This is a genomic window from Prosthecobacter sp. (assembly GCF_029946185.1).
Classification (GTDB): domain Bacteria; phylum Verrucomicrobiota; class Verrucomicrobiia; order Verrucomicrobiales; family Verrucomicrobiaceae; genus Prosthecobacter.
Map to the genome: position 1 here is coordinate 1 of NZ_JAQSEA010000060.1, position 21,375 is coordinate 21,375.

The window sequence follows — 21,375 nt, forward strand, 5'->3', positions numbered from 1 at the left end:
CTCCGCCTGCCCGCCTCTATCTTCGTCACGATCAATGACGCGTTGCAGCTGCTCCATAAGTAACATAAGGTGAAACTCCCAGACTTCTAAACCCAAAGCCTTAGCGAGGGTATTTTCGATGTTCATGGCGCGGGAAGTTTGGCGACTGCATCACGCAGTGAAGCAGCGGCGGCGTGTGAGTATTTGCGGTTCACTTGAGCGCTGGTGTGAGCGGATAGAGCCATGCGCAATTTTTCATCAACACCAGCGGAGAGCAGCGCGGTGTTGAAGTAGTGGCGGAGACTGTGGAAGCTCTTGGCGCTCTGTGTGCGGCCTGCTCCGCGTGCCGTAGCGCGTGGCAGGTTATCCACGCCCGCCTGTGCCATGAGTGCAATGAACTGGCGGGAGATACCCGTCTTGCCTCCGGTGCTGCGGCCTGCGAGTGATGGACAAAGAAAGCCGTGCGCATCGTCGCCAGCGATGTTCATCAAGTGCTCCATCAGGGATGGATGCAACGGCAGCTTGAGCGTGCGCCCCATGCGTGAGGTCTTTTGCGGCGTGAATGTGATGGTGCCCTCTGCAAGGTCGATGGCATCCCAGCGGAGCGCCGTCACGTCTCCAATGCGCACGCCAGCGAATGCGCCTAGCAGGATGGCAGTTTTCCAATCGCCCTTGGCTTCATGGAGCAGGGCGGCGAGTTCTTTTTGCTCAAAGGGTTCGCGTGTCTCCTGCTTCACATCGTCAACCTCCACGGATTTAACCGGGTTCGTCTGAATCATTCCCTGCCTTTGTGCGCCAGCGAACATCGCGCCGATAACCTTCAAATGCTGCCGAATGGTGGAAGGCTTGCGCCCTGCCTTTGTGAGCGCGTCGCGGTGCTTTTCCACGTCTGCCGGTGTGATGGCGGAGAGCGGCACATCTGCCTTTTTGCCGAGTGCGGTTAAAAAGCCCTGAATCATGGGGCCGTAGGTCTTGGATGTGCCTTTGGCCCGTGTGCTCAGTTTCGTGGCAAGCCAGCGCTTCCCAAAGGCTCCCACGCTCTCCTTGTCGATGCCCTGCCCTGTGACGCCTAGAATCTCATTCAGGACGCGCCTCGCACGATCTATGGTGAAAGTCCCGGCCCTGCCCTCGCGTGCTGCCTGCTCCCATTCCAATGCTATTCGCATGGCCTCCGCTCGTTTGGTGGTGGCAGTACTGCGTTGCGTGCGCTGGCCGTTGGCATCATAATAGCAGGCCACGTAAAAAGGACTTTTCGAACGCTTGCGGAGGGATGCCATGGAGAACTGATTTTGGTAACAACGAGAGTAACAACGTGCCCCCCTGTGTCAAGGTGTGTCAATCCCTGTAAAATCAACGGTTGCAGCCTCGCAAAGATGGGTGAACCTATGCGCGGGTTCAATTCCCGCCCTCGCCTCCACAAGCCTTTTAAAGTTAGGCTAAAATCAGCCATGGTTTCTGCGCTGCCCATCACTGACCATCCCAGCTCGGCTCCTGCCTTCGCAGAAAGCCCCGCCAGCGACAACAGCCTCCAGCAGCGTCGGGCTCGATACGAGGCCCAAGTCCAGTCGCTCCGCCTTCAGGAATCAGCCACCGCCACAGCAATCGCCGCCGATCTGCAAAAACACCCCGGCTACTATTCTGCCGCCGTAGCCCGAAACAAAGAGCTGCTCGTCAGGCACGCAGAGCGCCCCGACCTCCGCTGGGCGATGGTTCAATGGGCCGAAATTTTCGACACCGGCGGCCTGCCACTCGTTTTGCAGATGCTGGCCCAACCAGCGGAACACCAGGAGCTGCTCTCGTCCTCCCCCTTCTATCTCATGCGCCCCCCTCTGCCGGAAAACCAGTTCTATCAAGCCCATGTCCCAGTCTCATCGTCAGCTCGGCATCGCTGATCTGACCGTCGCTGTTCGCGAGGTCCGTCGTGTGACGGGATGCCTCGAGCTCGTCGTAGGCGGCTCCGGTGCCTTGGTAGCCCTTGGAACCCGCGCCGGTGATTTGCTGCGGACCGTGGACTTCGACATCGGCATCACCCAGGAAGGCACCCTCCAGGGCGTCAAAGACTTTGACTCAAAGCTCGGCAAACAATCCGAATTCGTAGAATCTCACGGCTTCTACGTCGAGCATGTCGGCGAATCCCTGCTCACCGATCTCCTCCCCGTCGGCTGGCGCGAGCGGGCTGCACGCTTCACCATCGAGGAAGTATCCGTGCTCTGCCTCGCCCCTGTCGATATCGCCATCAACAAGCTCGATGCTGCGCGTCCCAAAGATTTCCAGCATCTCTCCAGGATGCTCCACGCAGGACTGGTCACATACGACGAGATCGAAGACGCTATCTCCCATGTGCCATTCTCCTTCCTCATGCCGAAGTATCGCGAAGCTCTGGCAAAAGTGCGAACCATGATCTAAAGATGCCGCTTGGCTTGATGTTATGAGCAATGCCTACACAGTGCTTTGGAACAGTGACCGGGTCCGGATCGCCAAAAAGCACGGCCTCATCGGCAGGAGCATTGACTTTCTCTTTGGCGGCCCTCACACCACGCAGCCAAGTTTCATCAAAGCTGGCGTGAAGGCGGGAGAGATCGTATATCCGGTTTCGGTTCGAGACGGTGCAGTTCACATTCTCTCGCAGATACGCGTGAGGGCGATCCTGACGGTGGACGACTTCATCGCGGCTCATCCCGATCTCTATCCCCCCGAGAGTCATGGGCCACGCGCTTTCGAGACGCTCGACAAGGGGGTCGAATTACACCCATGGCTGCGCGCCTTAAACTGGACCGGGTCAGATCATGTCCTGCTGGCAGAGAGATCCACTCCGTTCAGCCTCGATACCGTCCTTCCACCCGAGATGCTGACGCGGCTGACCTTCCGTTTCAACAAGGCCGACTGGCCCGTCAGTGGCGTGGCTGAAGGCCGCCTCACCACCACCGTCGGCCTTCAGGGCATCTATCGCTTATCATTGTCTTCAGCATCGGACTTCGCCAGTCTCTTCCCGGCATGATTTCAGACACAGCTCAGCCCTATGGGCTTGGTTTGAGTCCCACTCACCGTGCTGCGGCCAGAATCATCTGGAACATTCTCCAGCTCGGGTGACGCTCTAATCAGCACCCGGTCTCCGCGCGGCCCATCAATGGGCCACGGTGCGCAGGGCTGAAATTTTCGATACTGCCGGCATGCCTTTGGTTTGCACATGCCGCGCCATCCAGAGACACATCAGGAGCTGCTCTCCTCCTCGCTCTTCTACCTCATGCGCCCGCCGTTGCCGGAAAACGACTTTTAGAAGGCACCGAGCAGGTGCTTCCCTTCGGCCATCGCGAAGGCTTCGGCATTTACCTCCACGGCGTCAATCTACCCGCTGAGGTCTATCAGACCCGCGGCGTCAATTTCGTGTCTGACGAGATTGACCACCTGCTCAGCAGTTAAGGCAGCTTCTCGCCTATTTCATGGTGCCAGAAACCCCGCGTGTTTTTGCCGGAATGCCGCTCACTTATATCACTTCACTCCGCCACACATCAGCCCTGAAGGGGCTGCGGAGTAGAGCCCCGGGTTGCCGAGCCTCGGCGAGGCTACCCGGGGTTTTGCAGGCAATTCCGGGGAAGCAAACCCATCGCTTCGCTGATGTCTGCCGGGTGCCAGCAGCGTCTGCAAAAAGCCCCGCCGAACGCCTGCGCCCAGCACCACCGAAATCCACGATAACACTCCTTAACCGAGTACCATTCCTGCCAAGCATTCAGTACCCTCGTGTGATGATGGATCGAACGCCTCATCGACCCACCAACACACACCGAAAAGATGCCACAGAAAAGATGCCGGGCATCTTTGTCCGTCTGCAACAGCAGGGCTTGATCCCGCGTTTCACCTCGCATGAAAAGCCTCCTGGCATGTTCAATGATCTTCACGTTTTGGCTGGGGTCGCTCGCCCGGGCCGACACCGAAGTTTCCGCCGCCGCCGCCGCTGAAATTGACGCGCTTCTGGCAAAGGACTGGGCGGCTAACAACTTGACGCCCAACGCCCCGGCGGATGACAGCGTTTTCGTGCGCCGCATCTATCTGGATGTGGTGGGCCGCATTCCCACCACGCGTGAGGCTGAGGAGTTTCTGGCCTCCAGAGAAGAGGGATGGCGGGCGGCACTCATCGACAAGCTCCTCGATTCCGAGGGCTATGTTCAGAACTACTTCCATTACTGGGCCGATGTGCTGCGCGTGCAATCCAAGGGCCAGCGAACAGGCCCCGCGTATGTTCATTTCGTCAAGGATGCGCTGCGCAGCAACAAGCCGTACGACATGTTCGTGCGGGAGATGGTCGCCGGAGAGGGCAGGGCCTGGTCCGATGGTGCGATCGGCTACTACACACGTGATCGTGGCATGCCCTTGGACAACATGGCCAGCACGGTGCGCGTCTTCCTGGGCACCCGCATCGAATGCGCCCAGTGCCACAATCACCCCTTTGACAAGTGGACACAGAAGCAGTTCTACGGGATGGCGGCCTTCACCTTTGGCGTGCAAATCAGAGACTTCGGCGGCGGTATCGTCGGCGGCATCAGCGACCTTGTGCGTGATCAAGACATGGCCATTCGCACCACGTTCAAACAGCCTGCATGGCCCAAAAACCCGGCCACTGAGGCCGACCGCCTCGCGTACTGGACGGAGATGGAGAAAGTAGGGCGGGCACGCCGGGAGGCTGAGGAGGCCTTGCACCAGGCTGAGCGTCTCTACAATCAGGCCCTGCCTCGTGGCAACCCTCACTATCCCAAGGTGACCTTTGACGAGAAGCGCAAGATCACTCTGCCACCGAATTACCAGTATGACGATGCGAAGCCCAGATCCGTCGTGGAAGCGGCTTTCATGACGGGCCATGCATGTACACCTCTGCCAGGTGAAACACGGGTCCAGGCTTACGCACGCTGGCTGGCGAATCCAGACAACGACCGCTTCAACAGGGTCGTGGTCAATCGCCTGTGGAAAAAGGCCTTCGGCCTCGCCCTGATCGAGCCGCTAGACGATCTCACGGACAATACCGTGGCGGTGAATCCCGAATTGTTGAGCCATCTTGAAAAGCTGATGGTGAGCCTGAATTACGACATGAAGGCGTATCTGCGCATCCTTTTCAACACGAGCACCTACCAGCGTCAGGCCTCCCACGAGGAGGTGGCGCCCGGGACTGCCTGCCACTTCACCGGCCCGCTGCTGCGCCGCATGACCGCCGAGCAGTTGTGGGACAGCTTTGTGACACTCATCAACCCGGATCCCGACATGCTAAACATGACCGCCCTCGAGTACTTGGATCAGCGTCGGCTGGCTGTGGAAAAGGTCGCCGGTCCGGCTGAGACGCTCAAGAGCATGCAAGCGGCCGCCAAGAAGTATCAGGAGCAGCCGGAAGGTCTGGAGGCCATGCAGAAGCTGATGGCGGAGGCCCGCGATGAGGCCAAAAAATACCAATCCATCGCCGCCAAAGTCACGGGCCCTGAAAAAAAGGCTGCCCTCACCCGCGCTGCTGAGTGCAATGCGAAAATTAAATCTATCAGCCGTGAGATCACCGCCCTCTATAACAATGCCCGCCACAACGTCATGACGGAAGTGATCATTCCCGGCCAAAAAAAGCTGTTCGAGAAGGTCACCGGCAAACCCTTCGAGACCATCGCTTATGAACCCAGTCGGGAGGTTCCGGTTGAAGCCGCCCCCAGTGCCGGCATGCAGACGGCCGGCGCAGCCAACGTCGGGCGCGCGATGGCCGCTGCCGGGGATGGCAAGATCAAGATGACCAAGGCGGAAGTCGCCGAAGCTGAGACAAGGGCTTGGAGCGAAGAGGCCACGTACTATGCCATCCCCCGGACGCAGTGGCGGGACTACTTCCGTTCTCGGTCCAGGCAGTCCAAGCAATGGCTGCGCGCAGCGGAAATCGAAAGCCCCGCCCCGCGCGGTCATTTCCTGCGCGAATTTGGCCAGAGCGACCGGGAATTCATTGAGAACAGCAACAGTGAAGCCTCGGTTCCCCAGGCTCTGGCATTGATGAATAGTGAGCTCCTCCCGCAAATCGTTGACCGCTACAGCCAGCTCATGCTTACCGTGGGCAGGGCCCGGTTTTCCGACGAAAAAATTGACGCCGTTTATATGGCCGTGCTTTCCCGCAAGCCCACCGCCAGGGAAAAAGACCTTTGCCTTCAGGCCCAGGACAATGGCCTCAGCACCGTGGAGGACCTGATCTACGCACTGGTCAATACCCGGCAGTTCATCTTCAACCAGTAAGGAACTGCCATGGCGATCTTATTTGAAAGAAAAGAAAAGATGCCAGGCATTTTGTGAGCATCACCTTCACAAACTACTGATCCATAATGGGTGGTGTGAGATTGAAAAACAGCTCTTGGGCGCGTGTTCAGGCGTTACAGCCCACCACCGCGCACTCGCTACCTCCGAGCCCGATCTAATCACGCATCGCTCAGCACCCCACATCTCGACCGATTCACAAAACTCATTACCGCTAAAGCGGATGTGAGGAAGTCAGCCTGACCGAAGAGGCCGATGAAGCAGACCCATCATCAACAAGCTCAATTTCTCCGCTCCCTCCGCCCCTCCCGAATAACTAAATCGCAGATTGGCTCTGAACCGATTCTAGAAAATCTCTGCGGAGTTCCAGCCTCTGCGGTGCAAATTCATTGCATCAACACCGTTTCCCGAAACCCATTAGTGGAAAAGCGAAAAAGCACGCTCAACAACCCCAAACTCCCCTGAATCCCGCAACCCCTTCCGCTGCACCCACCCTGCTCGCAGGAAAGTTGGTCTTTCCACCAAGTCCCTACCCGATGGGATCGCCCATTCATCGCCGGCCAGCCAAAGCACGACCTCTCAAAACGCAAACAACGTGCAGAATTGCCGAATCCGACACACCAAAGCCCCCTTCTGTCGCAAAAATGGCCATGCCAATTCTTGACCCCGCCACCCATTCCCCGAACCGCCACAAGCCCAACGAAAACGTTTCCACCTGAACCCATCGCATGGGTCCATGCGATCAGCGGAACATCAACAGCGGCACCAAGCAGGTGCGGGCCATGGTGGTCGTGGTGCTGCCAAGGATGAGATGGCGGACCGGGCTGTGCCCGTAGGCACCCATGACGAGGAGATCCACCCCGCCGGAATTCACCACGCTGGCGATCACTTCCTCCGGCACTCCCGGCTGCACCGAAGACGTCACCGTGTACCCGCTGGCGCGCAGTTTGGCGGCGGCTTCGTCCATCACCGCCATCGCTTGATCGTCCGGATGCCCCACTCGCAGGAGGTGGCATTCCAGCCCCTGCAACAAGGGATGGGTCAGAGCAAACTCCACGGCCTTCATCACACTCGGCCCACCGTCAAACGCCACGAGGAAACGCTGAATGGGCTTGAACGCACGCGCGGCCACCAGCACGGGGCGTACGCTGGTGCGGATCACCCGCTGCAACTGCCCGCCGAGGTGCCCTTTGGCGAAGTCGGCGTGCTCTCCGCGCTTGCCGATGACGACAAGACTCGCAGTGGGTTCCAGCTCCTCAAGCGTGTCTGCCAGGGAGCCATGCCGCTGCAGGGTTCCCACCTGCGCTACGCCTGCGGCGCGGAGCTGCTTTTCAGCATCTTCGAGAATGGCCTTGCCTTTGATGCGGGCCACACGGCCCTGCGTTTCTTCAAGCCGGGCGAGTTCTTCCGTCAGTTCAGTACTGGCGTCGAACCCGATGGCCCCGGTGAGGTCGCCGCCCTGGGCGCGCTCGCGGTGGGCGTCTAAAACATGCAGGACCTGGATGCCTGCGCCCATGCGGCCGGCGGCCCAGGCGCTGTGGGCATAGACGCTGGGTGCGTAGAGAGAGCCGTCGGTACAAGTGAGAATGGGTGACATGGTGGCGGGTGGTTTTTAATGGGCGAGCAGGCGCTCCAGAGCGTTTGGTTTGTCGTGAATGCCAAGGCGGTCCACCAGCGTGGCGCTGGCTTCATTGAGGCCGGTGATCTCCACCTCCGTGCCTTCGCGGCGGAACTTCAGCACCACCTTGTCCAGCGCGCCCACGGCGGTCAGATCCCAGAAATGCGCATGGGTCACATCGATGCGAACCTTTGGCAGCACCTCCTTAAAATCATACTGCTTCACAAAGGCATCCGCAGAAGCAAAGAAGAGCTGCCCGGTGACAGTGTAGCTGCGGCACTCGCCCTCCAGCACACTCTGCACGCGCAGCACCTGCGAGACCTTCCGCGCAAAGAAGATGCCGCTAAGCAGCACACCGACACCGACGCCGATGGCGAGGTTGTGCGTGAAGACGACGACGAGCACCGTGGAAACCATCACGATGCTGGAGCTCTTCGGGTGCAGATGCAGGTTCTTGAAGGATGCCCAGGAGAAGGTGCCGATGGAAACCATGACCATCACGGCCACCAGCGCCGGCATGGGGATCTGCTTCACCCAAGGGCCAAGCACGACGAGCAAGATGAGCAGAAAGATCCCCGCCAGCAGGGTGGAAAGCCGCCCACGCCCGCCGGATTTCACATTGATAACCGACTGGCCGATCATGGCGCAGCCAGCCATGCCACCGAAAAGCCCCGCCACGATATTGGCCACTCCCTGGCCTTTGGACTCGCGGTTTTTGTCGCTGGTGGTGTCCGTCATTTCATCCACGATCTGCGCCGTCATCCACGACTCCAAAAGGCCCACCGCAGCCAGACCCACGGAGTAGGGCAGCACGATCAGCAAGGTGTCCAAAGTCAGCGGCACCTGCGGCCAGAGGAAGATGGGCAGCGCATCCGGCAGCGCGCCGAGATCCCCAACACGCCGCACGTCCAGCTTGAACACGATGGCGAGCACCGTCATGACGATGATGGCCACCAGGGGGGAGGGCACGGCCTTGGTGATGCGCGGAAACAGATAAATGATGAACAGCGCCCCTGCCACCATCGCATACATGGTCAGACCCGCCCCTTTGAACTCCGGCAGCTGCGCCATAAAGATGAGAATGGCGAGGGCGTTCACAAAGCCGGTCATCACCGACTTGGAAACAAACCGCATGACGTCGCCGATGCGGGCAAATCCGGCGATGATCTGTATGACTCCGGTGAGCAGCGTGGCGACCAGCAAGTACTGCAGGCCATGCTCCTTCACCAGCGTCACCATCAGCAGGGCCATGGCGCCGGTGGCCGCAGAGATCATGCCGGGCCTGCCGCCAAAGAACGCGGTGACGACGGCGATGCAGAAGGAGGCGTAAAGGCCGACCTTGGGGTCAACACCCGCGATGATGGAGAAGGCAATCGCTTCGGGTATGAGGGCGAGAGCGACGACCATTCCGGCGAGCAGATCGCCACGGACATTGGAGAACCATTCTTGAGAGAGATTTTTGGAAAACACTGTTTTTAAAGGGGGGACGGGAAAGGATAACAGCCGTGGAATCTGCCCGTGTACAGAACCACTCATGGAGAGGTGCCGGATGTGATCCGGCGGAAGACTTCGCCTCGTTCGCGACGAGTTGCATCAACAACGCTCCTTGGCGGCTACGGGGGACTGTGCCGCGGGGCTGCCGGGGCGAAGGTGTGAGGCGCTGTGAAGTCTTTGGACAAGACTGTATGTGAAACACGATGCGAACCCGTGCAAGCCTGAACGCAGGCGGCAGCGTGCCACCCTGCCTCGCGCCGCAGGTGCGAACATCCTCACGGGGCGGACTTCCTTCCAATAAACAAAAACAGCCGGAGACACGAACTGCTGGCGTGGTTTCTGCGAGGAGGTATCATATTATCTTGCCAAATTCGGCAGGACTTTTTTTACCCCCCTTTTTTATCTTCTCATGTGCGGAATCGTTGGATACATCGGCAATCGTCAGGCCAGTTCAATCCTTTTGGACGGGCTGCGTCGTCTGGAATATCGCGGCTATGACTCGGCTGGCATGGCCCTGAACGGCGGTGGCGAAGAACTCCGGATCGTGAAACGCGCCGGTCGCATCGACAACCTGCGCGTGGCCGTCACCGAGGCGAATCCGCTCGGCACCATGGGCATTTCCCACACCCGCTGGGCCACCCACGGCCCAGCCACGGACGAGAATGCGCACCCACACCCGGATCAGTCCGGCAAGCTGGTGCTCGTCCACAATGGGGTGATCGAAAACTACCAGACGCTGCGGGATCAATTGATCGCCAAAGGGCACACCTTTCATTCGCAAACGGACACTGAGGTGCTGTCGCACTTGGTCGGCACCTACTTTGACGCTTCCGTGGAGAAAGACGGCACGCTGCGGCTGGTGAATGCGGTCAAAGCCGCGCTGGCCCGCGTGAAGGGTACCTACGGCATCGCCGTCATGCATGGGGATCTCCCGGGCGTCATCGTCGGCGCGCGTCTGGGCAGCCCCTTGATCATCGGTCTCGGAGACCACGAGCATTTCCTGGCCAGCGACGTGTCAGCCGTCGTGGCCCACACCCGGGACGTCGTTTACCTGAACGACTACGACATCGTCACCATCACCAAAGACCGCTACGACGTGCAGTCCCACCAAGGTGTGCCCGCCGAGGTGAAGGTCAGCCGCGTGGAATTCAGCGCAGATGACGCCGAGAAGGGCGAGTTCCCGCACTTCATGCTCAAGGAAATCTACGAGCAGCCCAATTCCATGCGCAATGCCATGCGCGGCCGCCTTTCGCGCGATGAATGCACTGCCATCATGGGCGGGCTAAACATGAGCCCGAAGGAACTGGTGCAGATTGACCGCATCATCCTCGCCGGCTGCGGCACGGCCTACCACGCCGCCATGGTGGGCGAGTACTTGATTGAATCCCTCGCCCGCGTGCCGACGGAAGTGGAGATCGCCAGCGAGTTCCGCTACCGCAACGTACCCACGAACAAGAATACGCTGCAGTTCGTCATGAGCCAGAGCGGCGAGACCATCGACACCCTCGCGGCCATGCGTGAAGGCCAGCGCAAAGGCCTCCACTGCCTCGGCATCGTCAACACCGTGGGCAGCACCATCGCCCGCGAGAGCGACGGCGGCGTTTACATCCATGCCGGGCCAGAAATTGGCGTGGCCGCCACCAAGACCTTCACCTCCCAGGTCACCATCCTTACCCTGCTGAGCATGCTGCTCGGCCGCATCCACCATCTTTCCAGCGTCGATGGCTTGGAAATGATCGACCAGCTCGAAGCCATGCCGGACAAGATCTCGCAGATCCTCAAGCAGGCGGACAAGATCAAAGCCATCGCCGAAAAGCACTGCAATGCCGAGGGCATGCTCTTCATGGGCCGCCAGATGAACTACCCGGTGGCGCTGGAGGGCGCGCTGAAGATGAAGGAAATCAGCTATATCTACGCCAGCGGCCACCCCAGCGCGGAACTAAAGCACGGCGTCATCGCCCTAGTGAAGCCGGACATGCCCTCCGTCTTCATCGCCCCTGGGGATGCCGTTTTCGACAAAAACGTCAGCAACATCGAAGAAGTGCGTGCCCGCAAAGGCCCCGTGATCGCCGTGACCACCGAAGGCCGCACCGAGCTGGAGCGCATCACCGATGACGTCATCTACGTGCCGGACTGTCCGTCCTACCTGACGCCCATTTTGAACGTCATCCCGCTACAGCTCCTGTCCTACTACACCGCCGTGGCGCGGGGGTGCGATGTCGATAAACCAAGAAATCTCGCCAAAAGTGTTACAGTGGAGTAAAGTAATGTCGTTCGCTCCCCACCATGTCCGATTCCCCGTCACGCAACCGCCGTACGATTTGCCTCGTAGCGCTGGGGTTGTGCCTGGGTGGGATGACGGCCGGGGCAGATGAACAAGCTCTGGGCGACGTCACGCCATCCCTCATCCGGGGCGACCAGACACCGGCGGATTTTCTCGACATCATCGGCCAGCGCACCAAGGCACGCTGGCGTCTGCTGTTCCGCGGGCCGCCACCCACGCCGCCAACGGATCGCGGCCGTGCCGCTCTGATTCTCGGCAGTCTGATGGCAGACAGCTTCCTCATCTGGCAGGCGGGGGACTCCCAGCAGTTCCGCAACAACAACCAGGAAGTGCTCAGCTACTGCCGCACGCTGGGTCTGGGTGAGAAACTCCTGCCCCGCCTCATGGCGCAGGGAAAAATGGCCGAAAGCAACGAGTGGAAGGAGCTGCGCCACGAGATCGTGGACAGCCACCAGGTGCTGATCCGCATGCTGCGGGAGCAGAAGGACGACGACCTCGCGGTCTTGATCGATCTGGGCCTCTGGCTCCGGCTGCTGGAGATCGTCTCCACCGTGGTCGTGGAAAATGCCACCGTCGATGTGCGCCCGCTGTGCATCGGCTCCCCCGTGATCCTCCAGGAGATCCGCGATGACTTCAACCGCCTCAGCCTCCCGAAAAAGGACGAGCCCCTGATCAAGCACATCGGCACCGCCATCGAAGAAATCAGCGTCCTCTGGAGAGGCCCCAATCAAATCATTCCCTCCGCAGAGCAGGTCACCAAGACCCACGACAAGCTGCAGGAAATTTTGCAGGCGCTGGAGGAGAAGTAGCCCTGAGATGGCAACTGCCACCCTCCGCGCCATGCCCGCCACACCCATTCTCATCATCGGCCAAGGACTCGCCGGCACGGCGCTGGCCTGGCGCTTGTGGGAGCGCGGGGTGCCCTTTGTCATCGTAGACCGCGACGAAGCCGTCACCTGCTCCAAGGTAGCGGCAGGTTTGATCACTCCAATCACCGGGATGCGGCTTACAGTGAGCTGGCGTTATGCAATGTTTTACCGCGAGGCCCTGCGCTTCTACCGCCGCTGCGGCCAGCGCCTAGGGCAGCGCTGCTTCTTCCCGCGCGGCTACGTGCGCCTGCTCAAAAACGAGGCGGAAATCGCCAAATGGCACAAACGCCGCCGCGACCCCGACATGCAGCCCTTCCTGCACCCGCAGCCGCCGGAGCTGGATGCGGAGGTCATTCACGAACCCGCCAACGGCTTCCAGCAACGCCACGCCGCCTGGCTGGACACCCCCACCTACCTGCAGACCAGCCGTGACTTCTTCGCCACGCTCGGCACATGGACCCAGGCCGATGTACAACCCGCTGACGTGCGGGACGATGCCGCAGGCGTCGAGTGGAACGGCCAGCGCTTCTCCCACGTCATCTGGGCGCAGGGGTGGAGTGCAGAAAAACACCCGCTACTGCACTGGGTCCCCTTTCAGTCCGCACGCGGCACCGTCCTCACCGTAGAAGCCGACATGCGGGGCGAGCAGCGCGTCCTCAACCGGGGCTGCTGGCTCCTCCCCCACCCCGATGGCACCCTGCGCGCAGGCTCCACCTACGAGTGGAAGTTTGACGGACCCCACACACCCGCCGCCGATCAGGTGGCGCAGCTTGAGGCGAATCTGCGCAGCCTGCTCAAAGTGCCCGCCACCGTCACCGGCATGCAGACCGCCGTGCGGCCCATCATCAAGAACCAGCAGGCCCTCATGGGCACGCACCCCGCGCACCCCCGCGTCGCCTTCCTCAACGGCCTCGGCTCCAAAGGCTCCCTTCGCAGCCCTTGGCTCGCAAAGCACCTCATCGAGCATTTGCTCGATGGTACCGCGCTGGACCCGGAGCTCGATCTGCAGCGGAACGGCATATGAAGTAGCCCAGCGCATGAACGAAGCCTACAGCCACCGTTCAACGAGAATCATGGATGTCGCGAGAGCCCTCCCTTGTTGCACAGCAACAAGGCTACATTACGTCCCGCAAAACGTCTGGTAGGCACCCGGTGCCAGACCCGAGGGCGCACGGTACGCAGCCTGTGCTTCGCGATCCTTATACGGCTGCGCCAGCGCTTCCAGCAGGCGCTGCATCACGCTCAAATCTCCGCGCTCCGACGCTGCCGCCAGTGCCTCCTCCACCTTGTGATTGCGCGGAATCACCGCCGGATTGTGCGCACGCATGTGCTCCTGCACCTCGTCCGCCGATTGATGCTGCAGCTTCAACCGTGCCTGCCACTGGGCCTGCCAGACAGCGAAAGCGGGATCGTCGTTAAACATTGTATTACCAGCCTCACTCAGACTGCGGAAGGTGTTGGTGAAATCAGCCTTTTGTTCGCGCATCCACACCAGCAGACTTTCAATCAGCGCACGGTCCTCTGCCTCCTCCGTGAACAATCCCAGCTTCGCCCGCATGCCGGCGAGCCAGTGCTTCTCAAACGTCACCTTAAAACCCTCAATCGCCGCATTCGCGATTTCCACGGCCTGCTTTTCATCGGCGTGAAGCAGCGGCAGCAGGGCCTCCGCCAGACGGGCGAGATTCCACTGCGCAATCTGCGGCTGGTTGCCATAGGCGTAGCGGCCATTGCGATCAATGGAGCTAAACACGGTGGCCGGGTCAAAGGCATCCATGAACGCGCAGGGGCCATAGTCGATGGTCTCACCGCTGAGCGCCACGTTGTCCGTGTTCATGACGCCGTGGATAAAGCCGACGCACTGCCATTGGGCGATGAGCCGTGCCTGCCGCTCCATCACGCCTTCGAGCAGCGCCAGATACGGTGCCTCTGCGGTGGCGCGCTCGGGATAATGTCTCTTCAGCGTGTAGTCCGCCAGCGCCCGCAGCGCCTCCTTATCCCCATGCGCAGTCGCCCACTCAAACGTGCCCACGCGGATGTGGCTGGCGGCGATGCGGGTGAGCACGGCTCCCGGCAGCGACTCCTGGCGGAAGACTTTCTCCCCCGTCGTCACCACCGCGAGACTGCGTGTGGTGGGAATGCCGAGCGCGTGCATGGCCTCGCTGATGATGTATTCGCGCAGCATTGGTCCCAGTGCCGCACGGCCGTCTCCGCGACGTGAATAGGGCGTGGGGCCCGAGCCTTTGAGCTGCACGTCAAAGCGCTCACCTGTGGGCGTGATTTGTTCCCCCAGCAGGATCGCCCGACCATCGCCCAGGCCGGTGAAATTTCCGTACTGATGCCCTGCATAGGCCTGGGCCAGGGGCTCGGCACCGTCCGGCAGTTCATTGCCGGCAAAGATCGCTGCCTGATCCGCCAATGAGGCACCGTTCAATCCCAGCGTCTGCGCCAGCGCGTGATTAAACACCACCATGCGCGGCTCTTTTACCGGCGTAGGGTCCAGGTGCTCATGGAGCATCGCGGGCAGGTGCGCATAGGAGTTTTCCAAATTCCAGCCGGAGGGGCCGGATGTGGTGGGAGCAGAGGATGAAATCACAGATTCAGACATGCAGGGAATACGACCCTCATCCGCCATCCGGAGCGGCAAGTCCAGCAGCCACGTCTGCCGCCGCCAACACACCAGATGCAAACCCCGGATTTCTCCGCAAGGATGCCCCCCTTCACCCATGACGACTCCCCCACCCCAACCCCACCTCGCCAGCCCCAATGGCGGCCTGCCCTCCTCCGTGCTGTGGGCGCAGCTCATGCTGAAGGACCGCCTGCGGCCCGGCGACATCGCGGTGGATGCGACGATGGGGAACGGCCATGACACCCTCTTCCTGACCCAGTGCGTGAGCCCCGGCGGTCATGTGTTTGCCTTCGATGTCCAGGCCACTGCCTTGGTGGAAACGGCGAAGCGAGTGCCGGCGGAGATGACGACCTTGATCCATTCCGGGCACGAAACCATGCGCGAGCAGGTGCCGGCGGAGCAACACGGGAAGATCAGCGCGATCATGTTCAATCTCGGCTACCTGCCGGGCACGGACAAAACGCTCATCACCCATACGGAAACGACGATGGTCGCCGTGCAGGCGGCGCTGGAGCTGCTGAGGCCGGGGGGACTCCTCACCATCGCGGTGTATCCCGGCCACGAAGGCGGGGCCGAAGAGGGTCGCAGCATCGCGGTCTGGGCAGCAGCGTTGGAGTCGCGGCGCTACGAAGTGCAGCACCTGCGCCCGATCAATCGCGCGGCGTCTCCGCCCGAGCTCTGGGTGGTGTGGAAGCGCGGCTGAAGGAAGTACGATGGGCACTCTTGCCCGTCGATCAGCGTCACCGCAACCGCCCTGGCGCACACCCAATTCCACACTGACCGACAAAAACGTCCACCTGCTGGGGCGACAGCGAAAACTGACGCGCACGCCATAGGTATTGGCGGCGCGCTGATCGACAGGCAGGAGTGCCAGTCGTACTTCTGAACTGCGGCATTGCCGCCGGAGATTCAATCTCTGCCAATCTTCCTTACTCCACCTCCCCGCTCCGGAATTCCGGGAGGAAGAGCAAGACGCAGAAAAGTACAGATACGATTGTGTGCCTCAGGCGATCCCCTGCCCCGTCGTACTTGCGAAGCCCCCCATCTCCGCCTAGCTGGGAGCCCCGCGCATGGCCAACCTCGACTATCTCAGCATCCTCTCCGTAGCCGTGCCGGTCTATCTCACGATGGGTGCCGGGGCGCTGGCGCGGAAGACGGGACTGCTGAAAGCCGAGGCGGACGTCAGCCTGATGAAGCTTTCCGTGATGATGCTCACGCCCGCGCTGATCATCGAGCGTGTGGTGGGAAATCCCGCCGTGATGAGCCTGCCGCCGGTGCTGGTTGCCGCCGGGCTGGGCTATGGACTCGTCGCACTCGGCATCGCGCTCACATATCTTGTGGCACCGCTGGTCGGCCTGAAGCGAGGCGAGGGCCGCCGCACCTTCAGTGTGGCCTGCGGCCTGCAAAATTATGGCTTTGTGGCCATCCCCATCGTCACCGCGCTGTTTCCAGACCAAGGCACGCTGGGGGTGCTCTTCACCTTCACCCTCGGCGTGGAGCTGGCCTGCTGGACCGTTGGTGTGGGACTGCTGACAGGTCTGGACAAAGCCCCATGGCGGCTCGCGCTGAATGCGCCGGTGATCACCATTTTGATCTCGCTGCTGCTGAATTTCACCGGTCTGCATGCCCATGTGCCGCTGCTCGCGCACAACACCTTTGCCATGCTCGGTGCCTGCGCGGTGCCGCTGGCCGTGCTGCTCATCGGTGCCTCCATTGCGGATCTGTGGGGGCAGGGAGCCATGCAGTGGAAGGTCGCCATCGTCAGTCCCATTTTACGCCTGGGCATCATCCCCATTGCCTTTCTGCTGGTGGCCTACCATCTGCCGATCAGCTTGGAATTGAAGCGCGTGATCGTCGTTCAGGCGGCCATGCCTTCCGCCGTGTTTAACATCATGATCGCACGTCTCTACGGCGGTCATGCCACCACTGCCGTGCAGGTCGTGATCGCCACCACCGTGGTGAGTTGCATCACCACGCCGCTTGTTATCGCCTGGGGGTTAAAACTGGTCGGCGTATGAATCTGCCCTGGTACCTGCTCTTCCCGCTCGTCGCCGCCATCGGCTACGCCATCGCGTCCTTGCTGCTGAAAAAAGCGCTCACGGAAGGAGCGCGGCCGATGGCCTGCTTTCACATCAACAACTGGACCAGCACGCTCGCGTTTCTCCCGCTCGCTTTCTTTGAGACCCAGCCCGTCAACTGGCAGCAATGGTACCTGCCAGTCGGACTCGGCGTGCTGTTTTTCATCGGGGGCTGGTTCACCTTCATCGCCATGCAGCGCGGGGATGTCTCGCTCGTCACTCCGGTGCTCGGGTCCAAGGTCGTCTTCGTCGCTCTGGGGGCCAGTTTGTTCATCACGGACAGCATGAAGCCGCTGATGTGGCTCGCCGCCATCATCACCACGGGCGGCATCTTCCTCATGAGCGTCACCGATTTCAAAACCCCGAAGGGCGCACGGCTCGCGGGCCCGGTGGTCATGGCGCTCATCAGCGCGGCGCTGTACGCGTTTGCGGATGTGTTTCTGCAAAAGTGGGCGCCCTCATTTGGCCCGAAGACCTTCCTCGCCATCCTAGCCGGGACCACCGGGGTGCTCTCACTCATCTCCATGACGCTGCTGCCCAACCGCCCGCCGATTCCATGGAACCGCGCCACGCGATGGTCCCTCGGCGGCAGCACCTTGATTGCCGCGCAGTCGATGACCCTGGGCCTCTCGCTCGCCTACTTCAATGACGCCGTGGGGGTGAACGTCGTCTATGCCACACGCGGCATGTGGAGCCTCGCCGTCGTCGCGCTGCTCGGGCCGCTGTTGGGAAATCGCGAACGCCACGAATCCGGCAAAGCGTACGGCATCCGCATCCTTGCCGCCATCCTCCTTATGGCGGGGGTCATCTGCGCGGTGATTTCCCGCATGCAGAAGTGACAAAATAGCGCTATTTCTTTGGATCAGGAGTGTATATTGCAGTGCAACAAGGCTGATTTTCAAGCCCAGCCGTATTCTCCATACACAGGAGTGCCCGAATTGATTTGATCAGTTTAGGCCTCTAGGGCGTCTAACAAGCGTCATCAACTCTCAGACCCCGAAATTCATGCACACTTCACTGCGACTCCTGCTGGCCATCCTTATGGCAGCAGGCACCGGCCCTCCGCTGCTTGCAGCCACGACTTCGACCAAGGGGAAAAAGTCCTCCAAATCGGAAACATCCGCGAAAAAGACCGCCCCTGCCAGCACTGAAACCACGGCCAAAAAGACAGCGCCTGCCGAGCCCGTGGACGAACATCCAACCACCCCCGTGATGACTCCGGCGGCTGTCTCCACGATCAGCGTCGAGGACATCCGTGACTTCGACAAGTACCCGAAGCAGATCCAAAGCCTGGTGCAGAGTTCCATGGCGCTCACGCGATTGGATCTCGGCTACCTCTACGGCTCCCATGAACCCAGCAAGGGCGGTATGGACTGCTCCGGCACCATTTACCACGTGCTGCACTTTCAGGGTCTGAAAGGCGTGCCGCGTCAGTCCGACGAGATGTGCAACTGGGTGGACAAAAAAAGCCAGCTCTATCTCACCCCCACCGCCACCAGCTTCGACAGCGAGGAATTCGCCGCCCTCAAACCCGGCGACCTGCTCTTCTGGACCAACAGCCTCGAGACCACCCGCAAGCTGCCCGTGACCCACGTCATGATCTACCTGGGCAAACTCAAAAAGAGCGGCAAACACGTCGTCTTCGGCTCCAGCGACGGCCGCAGTTTCAATGGCGAACGCCGCAGCGGCGTCAGCGTCTTCGACTTCAGCCTGCCCAAGCCCGACAGCACCAAGCACTTCTACGGCTACGGCCCGACTCCGGGTCTGATGCCTGTGGAACCCGAGCGCCCCGCAATCGCCGCCGTGACACCGCCGCCTGCGCCGAAAGAATCCGCAGTTTCCAAAGAAACTCCCGCGTCGAAGGAAACGACGATGGTGAAGGAAGTGGTGGCAGCCAAGAAATCGCCCACCCCCAAGCCGGTAGCATCCGTGACCAAAGAAACCCCTGCGCCCGAGAATTCCCGCCCCCCCAAAGAATCATCCGCACCCAAGGAAGAAGTGCGCAAAGCCGTGGGCGCTGAGACCGTGGCTCCTTCGGAGCCTGTGAGCACCAAAGCCGACATCGCAGAAGCCAAGACCAGCGCATCCGACGACGATGCAAAACCTGCAGTGAAGAAGACCGTCGTGGCTGACGCCCCCTCCAAATCCACCACCTCCTCCAAACCCAAAACAACGGCGACCAAGAAACGCACTGCCACCGTCGCAAGCATGCCCAAACGCCGCACGCCTCCAGCTCCACAGAAAAGCGCCTTCCAGCAAAGAGTCGATCGAACCGTCAGTTCAGTGCAGCGTTTTTTTCAGCGGTGATGGGACGGGCGGTTTTATTCCGCCGTAGCGCGTGGTTAAACGTCACGCTTGTTATGCCTGCTCCGCGAGCCGGAGGCTCGCAAGAAATTAGCCGGTGATGAAGGGAGCGTAACGACCGGGAATCACCGGATCTGTATGAATACCCTTCGTGGTCATTCGTTGCGCCCTGGAAGGGCGCGAGAAGTACCCGCACCCCATTGCGCTCCCATTCACCACAGAAACCGTTCGTCATGCTCCACCATGCCGCGCTTCAGCATTCCCAGGTATTACTCCTGAAATGTCTTCACGCGATGGTGTTCCTCCTGGTTCAGTACATACGTGCGCACCGCCTCCAGGTCTGGGGCTGCAAAGGTGAACGCGCCGTAGCCTTCCTGCCACGTGAACCGGCCAGGCGAAGCTCTTCGTGAATCCAGCCGGATGATTCGCTTTTGATCTCGCGCATCACATCCGCCAGGCAATGGGTTGCGCGCAAAATCGCTGCAATGTGGATGTGATCTCCCGTGCCACCCACGGCATGCGCGACGCCGTTCATGTTGCGCAGGATGCCGCCGATGTATTTATGCACGCGCTTTCGTGCGGTAGGAGCCAGCCAAGGCTCGCGGTTCTTGGTGCTGAACACCAAATGATAATGCAGCGAGAGATGCGTAGAGGGCATGCGGCAGCTTCTCGTGCCCCTACCGGGGCGCAACCTTCTGTTGTGGGGGGGGTGGGCCATCGATCCGGTGATTCTCGCTGCACCGCTCCGCGGTTTCGCTTCATCACCGGCTAATTTCTCTGGTCCCTCCGGGACCCCGGCCGGGGAGACGCTTGCTCATGAACCTCTGCCTCACCTCAACCACTCATCCCGATGCGTCTCCACAAACGCATCATCGTTCAAGTGCGGGTAAGCGGCATATACGCGGTCGATTTCTTCAAGCTGGCCGGGGCTGAGTGATTCGTTTTCGTCGAGGCACCAGAGACCTTCGAGGAGGCCCTGGCGGCGGAGGACTTCGTGGAGGCCGGCGATGCAGCCGTGGAAGGCGTTGGCGGCGTCGAAGAAGGCGGCGTTGCTGTCGGTGACTTCGATGCCGAGGCGCAGCAACTCGGAGGTGGCTTCGGCGTTGCGGCATTGTTCCAGAAGCTGCACGGCGCGCTGGGTCCAGACGGACCAGTGGCCGAGGAGGCCGCCGATGATGCGGCGTTCTTTTCCTGCGAAGCGGAAGGGCGTGAGGAAGTCGGTCACGATGCTGTCGTCGTTGCCGGTGTAGAGGGTGATGTCGTCGCGTCCGGCTTCGATGACGGCGCGCACGACATCTATCGTTTGATAGCGGTTGAACGGGGCCATCTTGATGGCAACCACGTTTTCGATTTCGGCAAAGCGACGCCAGAATGAGTAGGGCAGCACGCGGCCACCGACGCTGGGTTGGAGATAAAAACCGACGATGGGCAGGACATCCGCCACGGCGCGACAGTGCGCGATGAGTTCATCTTCGGTAGCGGTGCGCAGCGCGCCTAGGCTGAGGAGGCCGGCGTGGTAGCCGAGGTCGTGCAGCATCTCCGCTTCAGCGGTGGCCTGCGCTGTGACTCCGCAAATGCCGCCGATGCGGACGAGGGGTTTGGCCGCGCGGTCCATTTCCTCCTTCGCGAGTTCCAGCACGGGCTTGAACAAACCGACTTGAGGATCGCGAATAGCAAACTGCGTGGTATGCACTCCGACGGCGAGCCCGCCGACACCTGCGGCGATGTAGTAGCGTGCCAAGGCGCGTTGCCGGCGTTCGTCGAGCTTGCGCTGCGCGGTGAGTGCGAGCGGATGCGCGGGGATGGCCAGGCCGTGTTGAAGCGAGGAGCGAAAGTCGAAGTTGTTCATGAAAATTTGCTTC

18 protein-coding genes are annotated in these 21,375 nt (G+C 60.8%); 12 read left to right on the forward strand and 6 right to left on the reverse strand.

Annotated features, from left to right (window positions below; translation table 11 throughout):
- Positions 1–122: 122 nt before the first annotated feature.
- Positions 123–1,256, reverse strand: coding sequence for a tyrosine-type recombinase/integrase (locus PSV43_RS04110; RefSeq protein ID WP_300194063.1), 1,134 nt, complete (start codon positions 1,254–1,256; stop codon positions 123–125).
- 171 nt (positions 1,257–1,427) lie between these two features.
- On the opposite strand from PSV43_RS04110, the gene PSV43_RS04115 reads away from it, so the two are divergent.
- From PSV43_RS04115 to PSV43_RS04135, 5 genes are all read left to right on the forward strand, one after another.
- Complete coding sequence (locus PSV43_RS04115; RefSeq protein WP_300194065.1) at positions 1,428–1,871, forward strand: hypothetical protein; 444 nt, start codon at positions 1,428–1,430, stop codon at positions 1,869–1,871.
- The gene (locus PSV43_RS04120; RefSeq protein ID WP_300194067.1) at positions 1,837–2,385 is read left to right on the forward strand and encodes a DUF6036 family nucleotidyltransferase; all 549 of its coding nucleotides are present in this window, start codon (positions 1,837–1,839) and stop codon (positions 2,383–2,385) included. The genes PSV43_RS04115 and PSV43_RS04120 overlap by 35 nt, the downstream gene beginning before the upstream one ends.
- 22 nt (positions 2,386–2,407) lie before the next feature.
- Entirely contained in the window at positions 2,408–2,977 is a 570-nt protein-coding gene (locus PSV43_RS04125) for a hypothetical protein (protein WP_300194069.1), read from the forward strand.
- A gap of 293 nt (positions 2,978–3,270) precedes the next feature.
- The gene (locus tag PSV43_RS04130) at positions 3,271–3,399 is read left to right on the forward strand and encodes a hypothetical protein (protein WP_300194071.1); all 129 of its coding nucleotides are present in this window, start codon (positions 3,271–3,273) and stop codon (positions 3,397–3,399) included.
- A gap of 441 nt (positions 3,400–3,840) precedes the next feature.
- Entirely contained in the window at positions 3,841–6,222 is a 2,382-nt protein-coding gene (locus tag PSV43_RS04135) for a DUF1549 domain-containing protein (RefSeq protein WP_300194072.1), read from the forward strand.
- 760 nt (positions 6,223–6,982) lie between these two features.
- Here the strand turns inward: PSV43_RS04135 and PSV43_RS04140 are convergent.
- Positions 6,983–7,837, reverse strand: a complete 855-nt coding sequence (locus PSV43_RS04140) for a universal stress protein (RefSeq protein ID WP_300194074.1) — start codon at positions 7,835–7,837, stop codon at positions 6,983–6,985.
- Positions 7,838–7,852: 15 nt separating this feature from the next.
- The gene (locus PSV43_RS04145) at positions 7,853–9,328 is read right to left on the reverse strand and encodes a SulP family inorganic anion transporter (RefSeq protein WP_300194076.1); all 1,476 of its coding nucleotides are present in this window, start codon (positions 9,326–9,328) and stop codon (positions 7,853–7,855) included.
- Positions 9,329–9,761: 433 nt separating this feature from the next.
- Here PSV43_RS04145 and glmS point away from each other — a divergent pair, with 433 nt between their 5' ends.
- The 3 genes from glmS to PSV43_RS04160 are packed head-to-tail and all read left to right on the forward strand — an operon-like array spanning position 9,762 to position 13,529.
- Positions 9,762–11,615 carry a glutamine--fructose-6-phosphate transaminase (isomerizing) gene (gene glmS / locus PSV43_RS04150; RefSeq protein WP_300194078.1) on the forward strand — a complete coding sequence of 618 codons (1,854 nt, stop codon included), beginning with the start codon at positions 9,762–9,764 and terminating at the stop codon, positions 11,613–11,615.
- 23 nt (positions 11,616–11,638) lie between these two features.
- Positions 11,639–12,445, forward strand: coding sequence for a hypothetical protein (locus PSV43_RS04155; RefSeq protein WP_300194080.1), 807 nt, complete (start codon positions 11,639–11,641; stop codon positions 12,443–12,445).
- Positions 12,446–12,476: 31 nt separating this feature from the next.
- Positions 12,477–13,529 carry an FAD-dependent oxidoreductase gene (locus PSV43_RS04160; protein WP_300194081.1) on the forward strand — a complete coding sequence of 351 codons (1,053 nt, stop codon included), beginning with the start codon at positions 12,477–12,479 and terminating at the stop codon, positions 13,527–13,529.
- A gap of 96 nt (positions 13,530–13,625) precedes the next feature.
- On the opposite strand, the gene PSV43_RS04165 is transcribed toward PSV43_RS04160, so the two are convergent.
- Complete coding sequence (locus PSV43_RS04165; protein WP_300194083.1) at positions 13,626–15,110, reverse strand: protein adenylyltransferase SelO; 1,485 nt, start codon at positions 15,108–15,110, stop codon at positions 13,626–13,628.
- Positions 15,111–15,228: 118 nt separating this feature from the next.
- On the opposite strand from PSV43_RS04165, the gene PSV43_RS04170 reads away from it, so the two are divergent.
- The 4 genes from PSV43_RS04170 to PSV43_RS04185 all read left to right on the forward strand — a co-directional run bounded on the left by PSV43_RS04170 (position 15,229) and on the right by PSV43_RS04185 (position 19,516).
- Positions 15,229–15,834: a class I SAM-dependent methyltransferase gene (locus PSV43_RS04170; protein ID WP_300194085.1), complete on the forward strand. Its 606-nt coding sequence runs from the start codon at positions 15,229–15,231 to the stop codon at positions 15,832–15,834.
- Positions 15,835–16,201: 367 nt separating this feature from the next.
- Positions 16,202–17,149, forward strand: a complete 948-nt coding sequence (locus tag PSV43_RS04175; RefSeq protein WP_300194087.1) for an AEC family transporter — start codon at positions 16,202–16,204, stop codon at positions 17,147–17,149.
- Positions 17,146–18,048, forward strand: coding sequence for a DMT family transporter (locus PSV43_RS04180; protein ID WP_300194089.1), 903 nt, complete (start codon positions 17,146–17,148; stop codon positions 18,046–18,048). Before PSV43_RS04175 ends, PSV43_RS04180 begins: the two co-directional genes overlap by 4 nt.
- Positions 18,049–18,214: 166 nt before the next feature.
- On the forward strand, positions 18,215–19,516 hold the full coding sequence (locus PSV43_RS04185; protein ID WP_300194091.1) for an NlpC/P60 family protein: 1,302 nt from the start codon (positions 18,215–18,217) through the stop codon (positions 19,514–19,516).
- Positions 19,517–19,823: 307 nt separating this feature from the next.
- Here the strand turns inward: PSV43_RS04185 and PSV43_RS04190 are convergent, their stop codons facing one another.
- Positions 19,824–20,171 (reverse strand): transposase, encoded by a 348-nt coding sequence (locus PSV43_RS04190; RefSeq protein ID WP_300194093.1) that lies wholly within the window; start codon positions 20,169–20,171, stop codon positions 19,824–19,826.
- A 171-nt stretch (positions 20,172–20,342) separates the two neighbouring features.
- On the reverse strand, positions 20,343–21,362 hold the full coding sequence (locus PSV43_RS04195) for a dihydrodipicolinate synthase family protein (RefSeq protein WP_300194095.1): 1,020 nt from the start codon (positions 21,360–21,362) through the stop codon (positions 20,343–20,345).
- Positions 21,363–21,375 lie beyond the last annotated feature (13 nt).